This is a genomic window from Yoonia sp. R2331 (assembly GCF_041103235.1).
Classification (GTDB): Bacteria; Pseudomonadota; Alphaproteobacteria; order Rhodobacterales; family Rhodobacteraceae; genus CANMYO01.
In genome coordinates this window covers 1-15918 of sequence record NZ_JBGCUN010000001.1, presented here as the reverse complement: position 1 = coordinate 15918, position 15918 = coordinate 1, and the positions used below count along the sequence as shown (strand labels likewise).

At 58.7% G+C, this 15918-nt stretch carries 13 protein-coding genes; 9 read left to right on the top strand and 4 right to left on the bottom strand.

Features of this window, described 5'->3' with window-relative positions; all coding sequences use genetic code 11:
* Positions 1-3: 3 nt before the first annotated feature.
* The 3 genes from AB3Y40_RS00065 to AB3Y40_RS00055 all read right to left on the bottom strand — a co-directional run bounded on the left by AB3Y40_RS00065 (position 4) and on the right by AB3Y40_RS00055 (position 3178).
* Positions 4-522 carry a hypothetical protein gene (locus AB3Y40_RS00065; protein WP_369436764.1) on the bottom strand — a complete coding sequence of 173 codons (519 nt, stop codon included), beginning with the start codon at positions 520-522 and terminating at the stop codon, positions 4-6.
* Complete coding sequence (locus AB3Y40_RS00060) at positions 515-1351, bottom strand: GNAT family N-acetyltransferase (protein ID WP_369436763.1); 837 nt, start codon at positions 1349-1351, stop codon at positions 515-517. The genes AB3Y40_RS00065 and AB3Y40_RS00060 overlap by 8 nt, the downstream gene beginning before the upstream one ends.
* A 219-nt stretch (positions 1352-1570) precedes the next feature.
* A complete protein-coding gene (locus AB3Y40_RS00055) occupies positions 1571-3178 on the bottom strand; it encodes a thiamine pyrophosphate-dependent enzyme (protein WP_369436762.1) in 1608 nt (535 codons plus the stop codon).
* A gap of 168 nt (positions 3179-3346) precedes the next feature.
* Here AB3Y40_RS00055 and AB3Y40_RS00050 point away from each other — a divergent pair, with 168 nt between their 5' ends.
* Positions 3347-4828, top strand: a complete 1482-nt coding sequence (locus tag AB3Y40_RS00050) for an aldehyde dehydrogenase family protein (RefSeq protein WP_369439568.1) — start codon at positions 3347-3349, stop codon at positions 4826-4828.
* On the opposite strand, the gene AB3Y40_RS00045 is transcribed toward AB3Y40_RS00050, so the two are convergent.
* Entirely contained in the window at positions 4817-5587 is a 771-nt protein-coding gene (locus AB3Y40_RS00045; protein WP_369436761.1) for a DNA-binding transcriptional regulator, read from the bottom strand. The two genes, AB3Y40_RS00050 and AB3Y40_RS00045, sit on opposite strands and share 12 nt — an antisense overlap.
* A gap of 94 nt (positions 5588-5681) precedes the next feature.
* Here AB3Y40_RS00045 and AB3Y40_RS00040 point away from each other — a divergent pair, with 94 nt between their 5' ends.
* The 8 genes from AB3Y40_RS00040 to AB3Y40_RS00005 all read left to right on the top strand — a co-directional run.
* Positions 5682-6695: a VOC family protein gene (locus tag AB3Y40_RS00040; protein WP_369436760.1), complete on the top strand. Its 1014-nt coding sequence runs from the start codon at positions 5682-5684 to the stop codon at positions 6693-6695.
* Positions 6692-7669, top strand: a complete 978-nt coding sequence (locus AB3Y40_RS00035; protein ID WP_369436759.1) for a fumarylacetoacetate hydrolase family protein — start codon at positions 6692-6694, stop codon at positions 7667-7669. The genes AB3Y40_RS00040 and AB3Y40_RS00035 overlap by 4 nt, the downstream gene beginning before the upstream one ends.
* Positions 7669-8055 carry a RidA family protein gene (locus tag AB3Y40_RS00030; RefSeq protein WP_369436758.1) on the top strand — a complete coding sequence of 129 codons (387 nt, stop codon included), beginning with the start codon at positions 7669-7671 and terminating at the stop codon, positions 8053-8055. Before AB3Y40_RS00035 ends, AB3Y40_RS00030 begins: the two co-directional genes overlap by 1 nt.
* 116 nt (positions 8056-8171) lie before the next feature.
* Positions 8172-9173: a TAXI family TRAP transporter solute-binding subunit gene (locus AB3Y40_RS00025; RefSeq protein ID WP_369436757.1), complete on the top strand. Its 1002-nt coding sequence runs from the start codon at positions 8172-8174 to the stop codon at positions 9171-9173.
* Between the two features lie 51 nt (positions 9174-9224).
* Entirely contained in the window at positions 9225-11144 is a 1920-nt protein-coding gene (locus AB3Y40_RS00020) for a TRAP transporter permease (protein WP_369436756.1), read from the top strand.
* 22 nt (positions 11145-11166) lie between these two features.
* Positions 11167-12741 carry a sulfatase family protein gene (locus AB3Y40_RS00015; protein ID WP_369436755.1) on the top strand — a complete coding sequence of 525 codons (1575 nt, stop codon included), beginning with the start codon at positions 11167-11169 and terminating at the stop codon, positions 12739-12741.
* Positions 12742-12771: 30 nt separating this feature from the next.
* On the top strand, positions 12772-13953 hold the full coding sequence (locus AB3Y40_RS00010; RefSeq protein WP_369436754.1) for an amino acid aminotransferase: 1182 nt from the start codon (positions 12772-12774) through the stop codon (positions 13951-13953).
* Between the two features lie 196 nt (positions 13954-14149).
* Positions 14150-15918 (top strand): calcium-binding protein (locus tag AB3Y40_RS00005; RefSeq protein WP_369436753.1); only part of this gene is annotated, 1769 nt, incomplete at its 3' end.

Genomic DNA, 15918 nt, shown 5'->3' with positions numbered 1-15918 from the left:
AGGCTAATGCAAGGCCGGGTGGTTGCGACGCCAGATCGTGACCCGCGCATCGGGTGTGCGCGACAGCACATCCAGCATGGATTGGGTTCTGATCCCCGGTAGGCTGGCGAAGGCATCAAAAAGCGCGTCCGCATTGGTGGCATTGACCGGGATTGCCAGCGATTGCCCGCCGATGCCAGAAATCACCCAATGGGGTGCGGGCACAGCTTTGGGTTCGAGTTCGAGGAGCGACATGTCAGCGATGTCGATCACGCCGCCGGTGAGCGGGCCAAAGTAGGCAAGGCGGCGTTCGTTGATCTGCACCACGCCGGGGCCGTCGCCGGTTGCACGGAACCGGGCGCGTTGCCAGCCAGCAGCCGCCCAGACAAGACCACCGGCACCGATCGCCCAACCGATCCATTGCACAGGTGAATAAAAGGTGTTCAGCCACCACGCGCCAAGCGCGACAACCGCAAGACCCAGCAGGCTTTCACGCCAGCGCCAAAGGCCTGCGCGCAATTCTGGCCGGATCAGATCAGCCACGGATGACCTGTGGCCGCTCAAACAGGCGGAAGGACCATGTGCTGACCTTCTGGAAGCCAATCCCTTCGTAAGCGCGGGCGGCGGCGGAATTGGCAGCCGACAGGGCCGCGTGCGTGACGCCGCGGGCGCGCGCCTCTGCCAGATGCAGGGCGACGACACGGCGGCCATGGCCCTTGCCGCGCAGATTGCGGGGGGTGAAGACGCCGCCGATTTGCACCATGTCGGGCAGTTGGGCGTTAAAGGCGGTCGTCGCAAGCGGCACGTCGCCCCACATCAGCACCCGGCGGTTGTCAGCGACCATCGCGGTTTCATAGCCAGCTGCCGCCCGGATCGGGGCCTGATCAGGAGGCGTTGCGAGGGTTTCGGTCTGGTACTGTGTCATCCAGTCCAACATGGTTGCGGGGTCGGCCTGCGACAAGGGGCGCAGATCGCCCGGACCATCCGGAATTTGCAGCTTTGCCAGATCAAGTGTGAAATGCGGTTCGTCCTGGTCGAGCGTCATGGGGGCATCTTCAAGCCCCAATTGGCGTTCCAGTGGAGCGACCTGATCAGCCGGCCCGATGATGCCACTGATCTTGCGGCCCTTAAGCGCGCGCGCCGCCCCCAGTACCGGCATCTGCGGCAGAAACGGGGCCACGATCCCTGCCCGCGTCAGCGCCAGCACATCAGTAATCTGGTCCCCGTCGTTGACCCAAAATTCCATGGTGCGGTTGCCCCGACCTGCAAAGCCATCGCGGTGCAGATAGCCGAGCGTAAACATCGCCTGATGCGGGGACGTCCGCAGACACGCAGTGATCCTGTCGACATCTTCGGCGGTTGCGGTTCTCATCCCAATTACTTTTCACGCTGACCTAAAGGTAAGGTCGCGGATGGCACCGCTGAGGTCAAGTTACCTTTGGGTGGCACTTTGGTTGACTGGGCGGACAATCTCTAATGGGGCGCGTCGGCGGTATTGCGGACGAAGCCGACTTTCGTGAATGTCTGGCATCAAATCCTCTGCGAGAAATTGCCTTTACGCCCAAATTTGGGTTTTGCGACAACAGGAAAGCTATATCGTCGGATGGATCAATGGCCAGGGAGATGTGTCGGAATCCCGCTCTAGCATGACTTCGATCACGGCGGGCCGGTTCGCGTCGAGCGCATCCTTTAAGGCAAGACCCAACGCCTCTGGGTCACTCACCCGCCGCGCCCATGCACCGAAGCTTTCGGCCAGCGCCGTGAAATCCGGGTTCTCCAACGCAGAGCCGATCAGCCGATTTGCATAGCGGTTCTTCTGGTCCCGCCGCACGTTCCCATAAGACCCGTTGTTGAAAACGATCGACACGACGTTGATGCCATGCTGGACCGCGGTGGCCAGTTCCTGAACCCCGAACATGAAGCCGCCATCGCCGGAGACCGATACCACCGCCTTGTCGGGATTGGCGACCTTTGTGCCAAGTGCCGTGTTGAACCCGAAACCCAGATTATCCTGATATCCACAGGTCATATAGGTCCGGGGCGCATAGACCGGGAAAGCCATGCGTGCGGTAAAGCCGACCTGACTGACCTCTTCGACGAAGAAACCGTCGCGCGGCAGCACAGAACGAATGACAGAAAGGTAGTCGACCTGCGGCTGGATCGCGGCGACGTCTGCGGCGACTGAGGACCGGAGCGGTCCGAGATCCCTGTCAGCACGCGTCTGCGACGGCAATTCGTCCAACATCGCCTGAACCCCAAGTGCGGCGTCAGAAAGAACGCAGCACGCGGCAGGAAGGCGCACGAATTCGATCGGGTCGGTGTCGATCCGAATTGTTTTCAGGCCGGGTGGCAACCATTTCCAACGCATATGCTGCAATTCTAGCCGCGACCCGATGCCGATCAGAAGGTCGCAGTCCTGCCAGTATTTCCATGCCCCAGGCGGCAAAAGCGACAATGGATCGTCCTCGGGCATGATACCCTTGCCCGACCGATGGGCCGTGACGGGGGCCTGTAGACGCCGCGCCAGTGCCTGCACCTCGGCGGATGCGTCGAGCGCCCCGCCCCCCACCATGATCAACGGGTTCTTGGCTGTTGAGATGGCTTTAACGGCTGCCTCGATCTCAGTTGAATCCGGGGTCAGCGCCACGGGATCGGGCGCGCGCGGAGACACGGCGTGTTCTGTTTCCTGTCCGAAGACATCCCAGGGAGCCTCGATCCCGACTGGCCTTGGGCGGCCAGCAAACATCTCGTGGAATGCGCGATCCATGATCTCGGACGCGTTTGCCGGGTGGGTGATCCGGTCTGCCCATTTGGTCAGACCTCGCATCAGGGCAAGTTGATCTGGGAGTTCATGGAGCTGCCCCCGGCCCTGACCAATCATATGCGACATGATGTTGCCGGTGATGCACATCACAGGCGTGTTTGCGCCGTAGGCTGTGCACAAGGCTGCCCCCGCATTCAACAGTCCGGGGCCGGGCACCACGGTAAAAACACCGGCACGCCCGCTGGACCGGGCATAGCCATAGGCCATGTAGGCAGCGCCTTGTTCGTGGCGTGTATGGATAAAGCGGAGGTCATCGTTCCGGGCAATTGCATCGCTGAGGTCATAGGTATGTGCACCGGGGATGCCGAATATCGTGTCGACACCATACTGCGAAAGCTTGGTGGCAATGATGTCACCAGTTGTCAGGCGTGTCATGGCGTCTCCTTCATGCTTTGCTCAGGATAGTTACACTGATCCGCCCGGTGCATCTGCCCCGGAGGCAAATTTCATCTATTGAAATCCTGTCCCAACGTCTTCCACCGTTTCTTTGCGCCCCCGGTATGCTGTCCGCACGATGACGCAGCAGAGGGCCTGACCGTGATTTTGACGCAAGAACTGATCGATGCCCATCGGTTTACCAAAATCCCGCCGGGCCGGAACCTGATCGACGGCGAACACATCAGCAGCGCCACGGGGCGGACGCTGGATGCGATCTCTCCGATCAACGGCGAGGTGCTGACCCAGCTTGCCGCGAGCGATGCCGAAGATGTGGCGCGGGCTGTGGCGTCGGCGCGGGCCGCGTTTGAGGATGGGAGATGGTCGAAAAGAACGCCCGCCGAGCGAAAGCAGATTTTGACAAAATGGGCTGATTTGATCGAAGCAAACGCCCTGGAATTGGCAGTTTTGGGCGCACGCGATAACGGCACCGAAATCCGAATGGCATTCAATGCAGAACCGCGCAATGCCGCCGCGACGATCCGCTATTATGGTGAGACAATCGATAAAACCTACGGGGAGATTGCACCGACACAGGCCGATGTCCTTGGGCTGGTCCACCGCGAGCCGGTCGGCGTTGTCGCGGCCATTGTGCCGTGGAATTTCCCGATGATGATTGGCGCTTGGAAACTGGGTCCCGCGCTTGCCGCCGGGAACTCGGTGGTGTTGAAACCACCTGAAAGCGCCTCTCTGAGCCTATTGAAGATGTGCGCACTGGCGCTTGAGGCCGGTCTGCCGCCGGGTGTTCTGAATGTTGTGACGGGCGATGGTTCAAAGGCTGGTGCTGCGCTTGCGCTGTCTGACGATGTTGATGTGCTGGCATTTACCGGTTCGGCGGCGGTTGGACGCACACTTTTGAAAAGTGCGGCAGAGAGCAACCTGAAGCGGGTCTATCTTGAGCTTGGCGGCAAATCCGCAAACATCATCTTTCCAGATGCCCCGATGGAGGCGGCATTGCGCGGAACGATCGGTGCGATATTCGCCAATTCCGGTCAGGTCTGCGTGGCGGCGTCGCGGCTTCTGGTCCACGCAAGTATCATCGAAGAAGTAACCGCGCAGGTCACCGATCTTGCGAAGGCTCTGCAGGTTGGGGACCCTCTGTCGTTGGACATTTCCGTTGGTGCGGTGCACAGCCCTGTGCAGCTTCAAAAGAACCTTGGCGTGGTTGAACAGGCCCTCGCCCAAGGTGCCAAGATCGTCACCGGGGGCAAGGCGCTGCATGCAGACAGCGGCGGCACCTATATGGAACCGACGGTTCTTACTGGCGCGACAGCCGAAAGCGCCGTGTTCCAGGAAGAAGTTTTTGGACCCGTTCTGACGGTTCATGGTTTTGAGGATGAGGCAGACGCCATCCGGCTTGCGAACAACTCAAAATACGGGCTGGCCGGAGTACTATGGACGCAAGAGCTGTCACGCGCGCACCGGATGGTCGGCGCGCTTAAGACCGGAATGGTGCAGGTCAACCGTGCGATGCCCGTCGACGTGACCTCACCACTGGGTGGCGTGAAGCAATCCGGCAATGGCTATGACAAGTCGCTTCATGCGCTCGATAAATTCACCAATCTGAAAACGGCTTGGCTACAGCTCTGATTGCTCGCTTGTGACCAGTTCCTCGATTTTCTCGGCGGCGAATTTCAGACCCGCCAGAAGTGTGGACACCTTTGGATGTGCGCCCTGAAAATAGGTTAGTCCGACCACCGCAGCAACGCCACGATGGTGCTTGATCGGGACCGCAATCGTGGTTGTTTCGGGGTCAATGTCGTGATCACGCTCTGCGAACCCCAGACTTCTGATACGCTCAAGATGTGGCTCCATTTGCGCTTCGAGTTCCTGAGGCGACAAGAAGGATTCTCGTGCCTCGCAAAGAGAGGAAAACAGCCTGCGGCGTTCTGCCAGAGGGCAAAACGCAAGATAGGCCCGGCCATGCGCACGGGTCAGCAGGTTGAGCCGTTTTTGAAGCGTCGAATGTGTGTGCGACAGCGGACTGTTCGGGATGGTCGAGAGCCGGATAATCATCGAGTTATTGTCGATCGTCGATAGCGCGGCGGGCCATAACAAATGGTGCGTCAGGTCTTCGAGGATGGGTTTGGCCTTGTTCACGAACGTGGGCAGACCGTGAAACCCCGACGACAATTCGCCCACTTTTTCGGTCAACGTGTATCCAGTGCGTCGGGACTGCTTTTGCACATATCCCAGAGCCGTCAGCGTTTCGAGCGCACGCACCACGGTCGCGGGTGCAAGGACCAGCTCGCTCGCCAGCTCTTGCACACGGCTGATCGGGCGCCGGTTCATTTGCGCAAGGATCATAAGGCTGCGTTCGACGGAACGGATGGAAGAATAAGACGCCATGGCTTTGGTTTCACTGAGTGAAATACGATCCTTTAACCCTAAGGGCCCGGTCCGCTATGTCTATAGTTGAAATATCCAGCAAAGGACGGGTTTAATGACATTGCTGCCCCTACCCGCGGAACCGCCATTCAACGTCACGCGCCTGAGCCATTGCGTGCTGGAATCGAAAGATTTGGACGCCACGCGGCAATTCTATGAGACCGGGTTGGGGTTGGAAGTCACACATGCCGACGCCAATATGCTGTGCCTGCGCGCCATCGAAGAAGGCGGTCATCATTCGATCGTATTCGAGCGCAAGACCAACGATGGCGAGGCACAGGCCCGCCGCATCGGGTTTCGCGTCTTTGAGGATGATGACCTGAAACGTGCGCAAGACTGGTTTGGTGCCGAGGGCATCGCGTCAGAATTCGTCGACCGGCCGTTTCAGGGCCCGACCCTGCAGGTGAACGACGGTGTGGGCGTGCCGCTGGAATTCTGTGCGACGATGGACACGTCCGAAAATCGCATGCGCCGGTTTCATACCCATGCCGGTGGCAAGCTGGCGTTTCTCGATCATGTACAGATTTCGTGCCATGACGTTGCAAGTGCCTATGCCTTTTACAACAAAATGGGCTTTCGGCTGACCGAATACACCGCCCGCGACGGAACCGACGAAATGTGGGGTGTCTGGCTGAAACGCAAGAACAACACTCAGGATATCGTGTTCGGCAATGGCCGCGGCCCGTGCCTGCATCACTTCGCGTTCCACACACCGGAAATTGCATCAATTGTGCATGCCGCAGATGTCATGTCATCGCTGGGGCTGGCGGATACGATGGACCGCGCGCCGGGACGACATGGGATCGGCAACGCCTTCTTTGTCTACTTTCGTGACCCCGACGGGCATCGTGTCGAAATTTTCTCAAGCCATTACAACGTCATAGATATCGACCATGCGCCAAAGCGATGGGATCTTTCGGACACACGGCGTTCGCAGCTGTGGGGGCTGCCGGCACCCAGAAAGTGGTTTTACGAGACAACGACATTCCTTGGAACTGCGCCGCAGCCGCCGGTTATGGACGCGCCGCCGATCACGCTGGAAGACTATCTTGAAAAGGTGAATTCATGAGGTTCGGAACGGCATTGGTAGACGACAAGCGGACAGCGATCGTGCAAGGGACCGACGGGCTGGCGCGAAAACTTTCGGACGTCTGTGCGTTGGCGGGACTTGAGCGATCAAACTCTGTGCTCGATTTTGTTGAACAAGGGCTCGACCCGCAATTGCTTGGGCCTCATATCGACGCCGCAGACCCGCTGCCCGAGCCCGTGAACTGGGTCGCACCATTGCCCAACCCCTCGAAAATTCTTGGTGTGGCCTTCAACAATGTCGAGTTAATGAAGAAAGCGCATGTCGATCCGGGCGTGCCGAACTTCTTTCTGAAGCCGCCATCGTCGTTGCAAGGGCACAGAAAGCCGGTGATCGTGGACCCGGCGTGGGGCGCGGTCATTCCAGAGCCCGAGATTTGCGCGGTCATCAAGACGCGCTGCAAGCACATCACCGAAGACGAAGCGCTGGACCACGTTTTTGGGTTCTTGATCCACAACGATGTCACGTCTCACGGGCTCAAGTTCCAGAAAGACAGCATTGCGGTGACATACGACAAGGATATGGCACGTCCGGAGTTCTATGGGTGGCGGAACCTGAACGGCCCCGACGATACGGACGCCTTTTATGTCTATCATACACGGTCAAAGGGCACCGACACCTTTGGCCCGATGGGCCCCTGGATCACAACGACAGATGTTGTCGGTGACCCGAACGATTTACACCTGACAGGCTGGCTTGACGATGAAAAGTTCACGTCTGACCACACCAGCAGCTACCGCTTTAGCGTGGAGCAATGCATCGCAGAGGCCAGTCGGTACTTTACGCTTGAGCCCGGTGATCTGATCTCTTTCGGGACCACGGGCAAAGGCGCGGGGCGGTTCCCCAGAGGGCACAAGAGCCTTCTGATGGGCGAAGAAACCGGGGTCGTGGCGATCGAGGTTGAGCCGCTTGGCCGCCTTGAAAATCCGATCCTCCATCAAAAGGGCGGCGCGTGATGGTTCGGTCGCTGGTCGCCAAAGGCGTCGCGCAGCACACGAACCCCGTGCCCAACGGCGCGATCCATCGCGGCGTACTTTGCACCTCTGGTATTCTTGGTAAGGACCCGGAAACAGACACCTATCCGGCGGGGGTCGAAGCGCAGGCCGCGCTTTGTTTTGAGTATCTGGACCGCATTCTCGCCGAAGGCGGCGCGACACGGCAAGATGTGGTTAAACTGGATCTTTATCTGGCGGACCGGGATGATCGCAGCGTCATCAACAGGTTCTGGCTGAGTTTCTGGCCGGACGAACAGCAGCGCCCGGCACGGCAAGCGCATATCGCGGAGTTACCGGACGGGTGCCTTGTGCAACTGGTGGCGATGGCCGTGGTGCAGCCCGGATGACACTTTTTTGGCGCGTATTAATTTCACATAGCGAAATTCGAGAGTGCCTGCGTTGATAGGTTCCTCTGTAAAAGTTCCAAATGCTTCACAATAGCCTTTTCAATCGGGAGAAGACCATGAACACAATTCGAACAATGATAGCTGCATCGGCGCTGGTTCTAGGCGCTACTGCGGGGGTTCAGGCGGACGAGCTGAAAGCAGAGTCCGCCGGGCAAACGGGACTGACATCAATCGTGCTGCAGGTTATGGGGCGGGATCTGGCGGGGACCGATACATCGATCACGCTGAACACAGGCCAGACCTTGTCACGCTCTGCCATCAAGCTTGCAGCCGAGCAAATCGACGTGGCGATCGTGCCGCCGCGCGCATTCAATGCCATGACGCGGGGGGCTGGCCCCTACAAGGAAATGGGCGATGATGCAAAGGAGTTGTCCGGAAATCTCCGCTCTTTGTTCGCCTTCACTGGCGGTGCGCTGCATTCGATTGTGCGCGCGGACAGCGGCATCGAACAATGGAGCGATGTCGCAGGCAAGCGTGTCTATATTGGGCCACCGGGCGGCAATGCGAACGCGCAGCTTTCTTCCTTTGTGAACCTGATGAGCGGGTTGGAGGCTGACGCGGATTACGAGACCGTCAAGATGGGCTGGGGTGCTGCGGTGCAATCCTTCCAGGATGGTCAGTTCGACGTTCTTAACTTCTCTACCGCTGTGGGGAGTGCTGCGATTGTACAGCTTTTGCTGCAGGGCGATTTCCGTTTCCTGCAAGCACCTGAAGGAATGGCCGAAAGTGCGGACTATGCCGATTTTCTATCCGTCGGCAGTGTGCCCGGTGGTATTCCCGCCAATTCCTACGAAGGTGTGGAAAACGGCGATGTCGATGTGCTCAGCTACAACTACACGATGCTTGTGGGCGTGAACCAAAACATGTCGGACGACGAAGCCTACCTGCTGACCGCCACGTTCTGGGACAATCTTGAGAAAAACAGTGACGAGATCGCGCTTTTGAAGTCGATCGCGAAGTCACCGTTTGCGGGCAATAACATGCCTCTGCATCCCGGTGCGGTGCGCTACTACACCGAAAACGGGATTGAGGTCCCGGCGGAGTTGCTGGCGCCCTGAGCGACCTGAAGCATCGTTGATACCCAAATACTGTACAGAAGGCAGTGATCCATGACCGACGCAAAACCCAAAGAGCCCATGCCATGGAACAAGCGTCTGGCCCTGATTATTGCTTTCTGTATGGGGATCATCCCCATCGCACACAGGCTGCCGGCGATCGGACCATTGCCCCGCATCGGGCCGTTCGATGCCGAACCCTACCGTGCGGCGATGCTTTTCCTTTGTGTGGTGGTGGTCTTGCTGGCGTCGCCGCTGGTTGCGACACTCAAAAACCGTTCCAGCAGTATCAAAACGGGTGCGCTGGTTCTTGATATCAGTGTTGGGCTTGTGATCGCCTATGCCTGCTGGCGCTTTTACGTTGATGTCACCAAGATGCACGACACGATTGTGTTCTTCCAGCCGTATCAGGCGTGGACGACCTTTGGCGCCTGTTTGTGCATCATGTATCTAACACTGCGGCTATGGGGCATCCCGCTGGTCGTCGTCTCTGCACTTTCGCTGGCCTACTTCATGTGGAGCTTTCAGGGGTCGCTTGTAAACGATCTGACTGAGAACCTTTGGCTGGCGCTGGATGACGGTATCCTTGGCAATGTAACAAGCATCGTTCTGTCCACGGTGTTTCCGTTCATCGTGCTGGGTGCGATGCTTGAAGGCACCGGCGCGGGCCTGTCCCTTTTGAAGATTTCGATCAAGCATCTCTACAAATTCCGAGGTGGTCCGGCGCATGCTGCTGTTCTTGGGTCTGGCCTGTTCGGCATGGTGTCGGGGTCGGCGGTGGCGAATGTCGTCGGCACCGGCGTGATTACCATACCAATGATCAAGAAACGCGGGTTCTCGCCCAGTTTCGCAGGCGGTGTTGAAGCCACAGCCTCGACCGGCGGTCAGATTATGCCGCCGATTATGGGGGCGGCTGCGCTGATACTCGCTGACTTTGTGGGCGTATCTTATGTCACCGTGATGACAGCTGCGATTGTGCCCGCCTTGTTCTATTATTCGTCGCTGTTCATGACGATCGTGTTCGAAAGCCGCCGGCTTGGCATCGAAGCCGCAGAAGAAAGGCCGCCCGAGCTTCACGTCACCTTTCAGGACTACGTCAATCTATTGCTGATCGTGCTGCCGATTGGCACCGTCATCTTTGCGCTGATCAGTGGTATGTCGCCCGCTGGGTCTGCACTTATTGCGCTTATGGTGCTGTTCGCTGTCAGCTTCATCAACCCCGACATCCGGCGCGAGCCTTTTCGTCTGGTCAAGGGCTTTGCGCAGGGCAGCCTGTCTTTCGCGCGGCTTCTGATCGCGGTGTGCTGCATCTCGATTGTTATCGCCACAATGCTGTCCACCGGGCTTCCGTCGCAACTATCGTACCTGTTGAACGGCGCAACTGACTTTAGCCTGTTGGCAACGCTCCTTTTGGCATCCGGCGCGTGCATGCTGCTGGGCATGGGCATGCCCACGCTTCCGGCCTACCTGACGATCATCATCGTGCTCGGTTCGACCATGCGCGGCTTTGGGTTGGAAGCACTGACCGCGCATCTTTTTGTGCTTTATTACGGCGTCGCCTCTGGCATCACACCGCCGGTGGCGATGACCGCATATGCGGCGGCGTCGATATCTGGCGGCAACCCGACGCGCACCGGGATCGCGGCACTGCGCATTGGGATCGTGATCTTCTTGTTGCCATTCTTCTGGGTCTACAATCCCATGATGCTTATCGTGCCAGAGGCGGGATCCGTTTTTGACATGCCGACCTTTGCTTACATTCTCGTGCGCCTTTTCGCGATGTGCTATTTGATCTCGACCGCGGCGAGCCGGTTTGACTACACAAAGCTCTCGACCCCAGAGGCTCTTGGTCGCGCGGTCCTTGGCCTTGCGATCATAAATCCCGACCCTATCGTCAACGGCGCGGCACTGGTTCTTGGCCTTGGACTTGTGCTGATGAACCGGGTGTCGGCGCGACGCATTTCAGCGGCTTAAATCTTCATCGCATGGTGACGCAATGACCAAGACATCTACACCGAACTTTCTTTACATCATGACCGACCAGCATCGCGCGGATTGGCTGGGGTGCTATGGTCATCCTGTTGTCAAAACGCCAAATATCGACGCGCTGGCACAGAACGGTGTTCGGTTCACGGATTTCCACGTTGCATCGCCCGTTTGCATGCCAAACCGGGGGGCATTCATGACGGGGCGTTACCCGACGACCAACGGGCTGCGGTACAATGGCTGTGTGCTGGCGCCGGGAAGCCAGACGTTTGTCGATGTCCTGCGTGCGGCGGGGTATCGCACCGCCACGATCGGCAAAAGCCATCTGGAACCGATGACGCACGGGGAGCCGCACGACTGGAACGATCCAAAGGATCAGCTGATCCCCGAGGCGAAGGACCAGACCGGACTGGAACACCTGGCCGAGGCCCCTGAAACCTATGCCAGCGAAGACGACACGGTAATCGGCACGCCCTATTACGGGTTCGACGAGGTCAACATTGTCACCGGTCACGGCGCGACGGCGCGGGGTCACTACCTGCAGTGGTTGCGTCGGAAATACCCGGACACTTGGGAAGCACTACGCGATCCGGCAAATCAGCTGCCGCATGATTACACCTGCCCGCAAGCGATACGCACGCCACTCGCCGAAGATGACTATCCCACAAATTACATCCGGGACCGCGCCATCGCACATCTGAAGGCCTGCGCTGACGATCCCCGTCCAAAGTTCACCTATGTCTCTTTCCCCGACCCGCACCATCCCTTCACGCCGCCGGGCAAATATTGGTCGATGTATGCGCCAGAGAATTTCGCCTTGGCCCATCCCTATGCCACGCATCAAAATCCGCCACCGCCACTTGAGGCCTGCCGCCGCGCCATGGAAAGCGGAGAGGCCCCGGACAAGGCCACCAATGCCATCATGGTCAGCGACCGTCATGTGCTAGAAGCGATGGCATTGACCGCAGGCATGACGACGATGATTGACGATGCCATCGGAGACATCATCCGGACGCTTCACGAAACCGGTCAGGCCGACAACACGATCATCATCTTCAACACGGACCACGGCGACTATCTGGGAGACTACAATCTTCTGCTCAAAGGGCCATGGATGAATGAGGCCGTCACCCACGTGCCGATGATCTGGTCAGAGCCGGATGCGCAGGGTTCAAGGACATGCGATGTGCTGGCTTCGACGACTGATATTGCACCGACCATTCTGGACCGCGTGGGCGCAGCCCCGTTCGTGGGGATGCAAGGGCGCTCACTACTGCCTGCGATGCAGTCGGAGGATGCTACGCTGCGCGACGATCTTCTTGTGGAATACAGCGACGGATTTGCGCGCATGGGGTTTGACACACCTGCGCGGGCGCGGTCGGTCATGACCAAGGAATGGCGCATCACTGTCTACCGCGACGAGGATTGGGGCGAGCTTTACGACCGCGTCAACGATCCCTCGCAATCCCGCAACCTTTGGGCCGAGCCTGACTACGCGGCCGTGAAGGCCGAAATGCTTGAACGGCTTGCGCATCAGCTGATCGCCCTCATGGACGATAGCCCGCGTGCGCTGCGCAGCGCCTGACCCTTCAATGCTTAAACGATCGGATGTCCCATGTTCGAAACTCTGACGGATACACCTCTATTCGGCGCAAACCTGATCACACAGCAGTTCAAGGCAGACCCGAGAGACGAAAAGATCGACCTTGGACTTGGTGTCTATCGCGACGAAGCCGGACAAACGCCGGTGATGGAGGCCGTCAAGAAGGCCGAGGCGCTTTTGCTGAAGTCGCAGACATCCAAATCCTACCTGGGCCTTGCAGGTGATGATGCGTTTTCCGACGCGCTTTTGCGTCTGGTTGTCGGTGACACTTCTGTGGCCGAACGTTTCAGCTATGTCCAGACACCAGGTGGGGTCGCTGCACTTCGTTTGGCGGTCGAGGTCATCGCCAATGTGTCGTCCGGATCACGCATCTGGATGTCGGACCCGTCCTGGGCCAATCACGGACCCATTATGCGGGCCAGCGGCCTTGAGGTCTTGGAATTCCGCTATCTTGATCAGGCAACGCAGAGGCTGGATTTCGACGGCATGTGCGAAGACCTTGCAGGCGCAGCACCGGGCGATGGCGTGCTCTTGCAAGCCTGTTGCCACAACCCGTCGGGCGTCGATCTGGAACCGGCGCAATGGGACATTCTGTGCAGTATCCTTGTGGACAAGGGTCTGCTGCCCATTCTCGATGTCGCCTATCAAGGGTTCGGGGAAGGGATTGAGGCAGATATGTACGGTGTCAGGGTTATCGCTGAAGCCGTGCCAGAGGCTTTCATGGCCGTCACCTGTTCCAAGACATTCTCGAACTACCGCGACCGGGCGGGTATTCTTGCGGCCCTCAGCCGCAAGCCAGACCAAAAACACCGCATCCGCCAGAAAATGCTGGGTCACATCAATACGCTATACGCAATGCCGCCGGATCACGCGGCTGCGGTCGTCCGCACGATCCTAACCGATCCGGACCTGCGGACCCTATGGCAGACAGAGTTGAATGACATGCGGCTGCGCGTCGTGAAATGTCGACAAAATCTGTCCCGCGCACTGCGGCAGGCAACCAACGGAGATCACTTTGACTTCCTGATGCATCATCGCGGGATGTTTTCGATCCTTCCACTCAGCCCGTCGCAGGTCGAGCGGCTGCGGCTTGAGTTCGGAATTTACATCCTCCCCAGTGGCCGGACAAACCTCGCAGGGCTTGGCGATCATCAAATCCAGCGTGTAGCCCAATCGATTGCTGCTGTGCTTTGACGGTCATCCGCTGTGTGGCAGCACCTTTCTTGATCGACACTTTGCTGTGGATCGGGTGTCCCCCATTGCGACATCCCGACATCAGCCCTCATGACGCGGCACAGGGAAGCGAAAGCGCGCCATCTGCAACCATTGTTTGCTTTTTGTCAAAATATCGGCAGACTATTTGCCTATATTTGAGCATTTTTGAAGATTGGTGGGTTATCTCGTGGCGACAATCAAAGGCGATGAATTTGACAATACCCTGAATGGCTTTGCGACCAACGATGAACTTTTTGGGTTCGAAGGCAATGACACTCTGGACGGGGGTCCTGGAAACGACACCATGTACGGCGGGGATGGCAATGACATCTTCATCATCCGCAATGATGGCGCCCAAAACACTATCCTGGGTGAGGCCGACACAGACGAACTCGATTTTAGTATCGCGACGGCAGGTTGGACGATAGACGCGGATTCGGGCCAGTCCGGCGGATCATCGATCCTGTTTTCGGGGATCGAAGTCATTACAGCCTCTGACTTTGACGATGTGGTTGTGGCCGATGCGGGGTTGTCGCGGGTTTATGGCGGGGCGGGGAATGACACGCTCAGCAATACCGCGGGCGCGGCCAGCATCTATGGCGGGGCGGGCGACGATACGATCACGGGCAGCGGGACCAGCGCGCAAGATCTGCTGTTTGGCGGCGCCGAAAACGACACCTTTGTGGTGGACGTAGCGGGCGGGGATTATTCCAACGACTTCATCTTTGCAGGCAGCGGCGAAGACCGACTGCTGATCCAGGGCACGGCTGACGGGCAGGTCTTTGACCTGAGCGGCATCGAGATCACCAGCATCGAAGAGGTGGAGTTCGCAGCCATCGGGGCCAACCGCAACATCACGGTAATCCTTGACCCCAATGAGTTCACGATCACCGGCGCAGAGTTCGCCAACGACCTGCTGATTGACGGCAACAACGTCGTCGGCTCGACCGATATCGTGCGGGTCGACCTGAACCAGAGCTTCACCGAGACCGTGCTGGACTTCTCGGGCTGGCAGTTCACCGGCTGGGGCGCGCAGAACGACTATGTCGAGATCATCGGCTCTGGCCGCGACGAGACAATCACCGGCACCTCCCAATCCGACAGCATCAACGGCGGCGCGGGAAATGATACGATCAGCGACGTGGGCGGCGGTCTGGATGTGACGCTGTTGGGCGGCACCGGCAACGATGAGCTGGACCTGTCGGGGTCAGCCTTTGGCTGGGACATCGACTTTACCGCGGCGGGCACCAACGCCAGCAGCGATACGGCCACCGGCCGCGTGGCAGAGTTTGAGACGCTGACGACCTCTGACTTTGACGATGTGGTTGTGGCCGATGCGGGGTTGTCGCGGGTTTATGGCGGGGCGGGGAATGACACGCTCAGCAATACCGCGGGCGCGGCCAGCATCTATGGCGGGGCGGGCGACGATACGATCACGGGCAGCGGGACCAGCGCGCAAGATCTGCTGTTTGGCGGCGCCGAAAACGACACCTTTGTGGTGGACGTAGCGGGCGGGGATTATTCCAACGACTTCATCTTTGCAGGCAGCGGCGAAGACCGACTGCTGATCCAGGGCACGGCTGACGGGCAGGTCTTTGACCTGAGCGGCATCGAGATCACCAGCATCGAAGAGGTGGAGTTCGCAGCCATCGGGGCCAACCGCAACATCACGGTAATCCTTGACCCCAATGAGTTCACGATCACCGGCGCAGAGTTCGCCAACGACCTGCTGATTGACGGCAACAACGTCGTCGGCTCGACCGATATCGTGCGGGTCGACCTGAACCAGAGCTTCACCGAGACCGTGCTGGACTTCTCGGGCTGGCAGTTCACCGGCTGGGGCGCGCAGAACGACTATGTCGAGATCATCGGCTCTGGCCGCGACGAGACAATCACCGGCACCTCCCAATCCGACAGCATCAACGGCGGCGCGGGAAATGATAC

What these genes read in the sequence shown, in the direction of transcription:
- AB3Y40_RS00060 (WP_369436763.1), bottom strand. Translation starts at nt 1,351, where the DNA reads ATGAGAACCGCAACCGCCGAAGATGTCGACAGGATCACTGCGTGTCTG.
- AB3Y40_RS00055 (WP_369436762.1), bottom strand. Translation starts at nt 3,178, where the DNA reads ATGACACGCCTGACAACTGGTGACATCATTGCCACCAAGCTTTCGCAG.
- AB3Y40_RS00045 (WP_369436761.1), bottom strand. Translation starts at nt 5,587, where the DNA reads ATGGCGTCTTATTCTTCCATCCGTTCCGTCGAACGCAGCCTTATGATC.
- AB3Y40_RS00040 (WP_369436760.1), top strand. Translation starts at nt 5,682, where the DNA reads ATGACATTGCTGCCCCTACCCGCGGAACCGCCATTCAACGTCACGCGC.
- AB3Y40_RS00035 (WP_369436759.1), top strand. Translation starts at nt 6,692, where the DNA reads ATGAGGTTCGGAACGGCATTGGTAGACGACAAGCGGACAGCGATCGTG.
- AB3Y40_RS00030 (WP_369436758.1), top strand. Translation starts at nt 7,669, where the DNA reads ATGGTTCGGTCGCTGGTCGCCAAAGGCGTCGCGCAGCACACGAACCCC.
- AB3Y40_RS00025 (WP_369436757.1), top strand. Translation starts at nt 8,172, where the DNA reads ATGAACACAATTCGAACAATGATAGCTGCATCGGCGCTGGTTCTAGGC.
- AB3Y40_RS00020 (WP_369436756.1), top strand. Translation starts at nt 9,225, where the DNA reads ATGACCGACGCAAAACCCAAAGAGCCCATGCCATGGAACAAGCGTCTG.
- AB3Y40_RS00015 (WP_369436755.1), top strand. Translation starts at nt 11,167, where the DNA reads ATGACCAAGACATCTACACCGAACTTTCTTTACATCATGACCGACCAG.
- AB3Y40_RS00010 (WP_369436754.1), top strand. Translation starts at nt 12,772, where the DNA reads ATGTTCGAAACTCTGACGGATACACCTCTATTCGGCGCAAACCTGATC.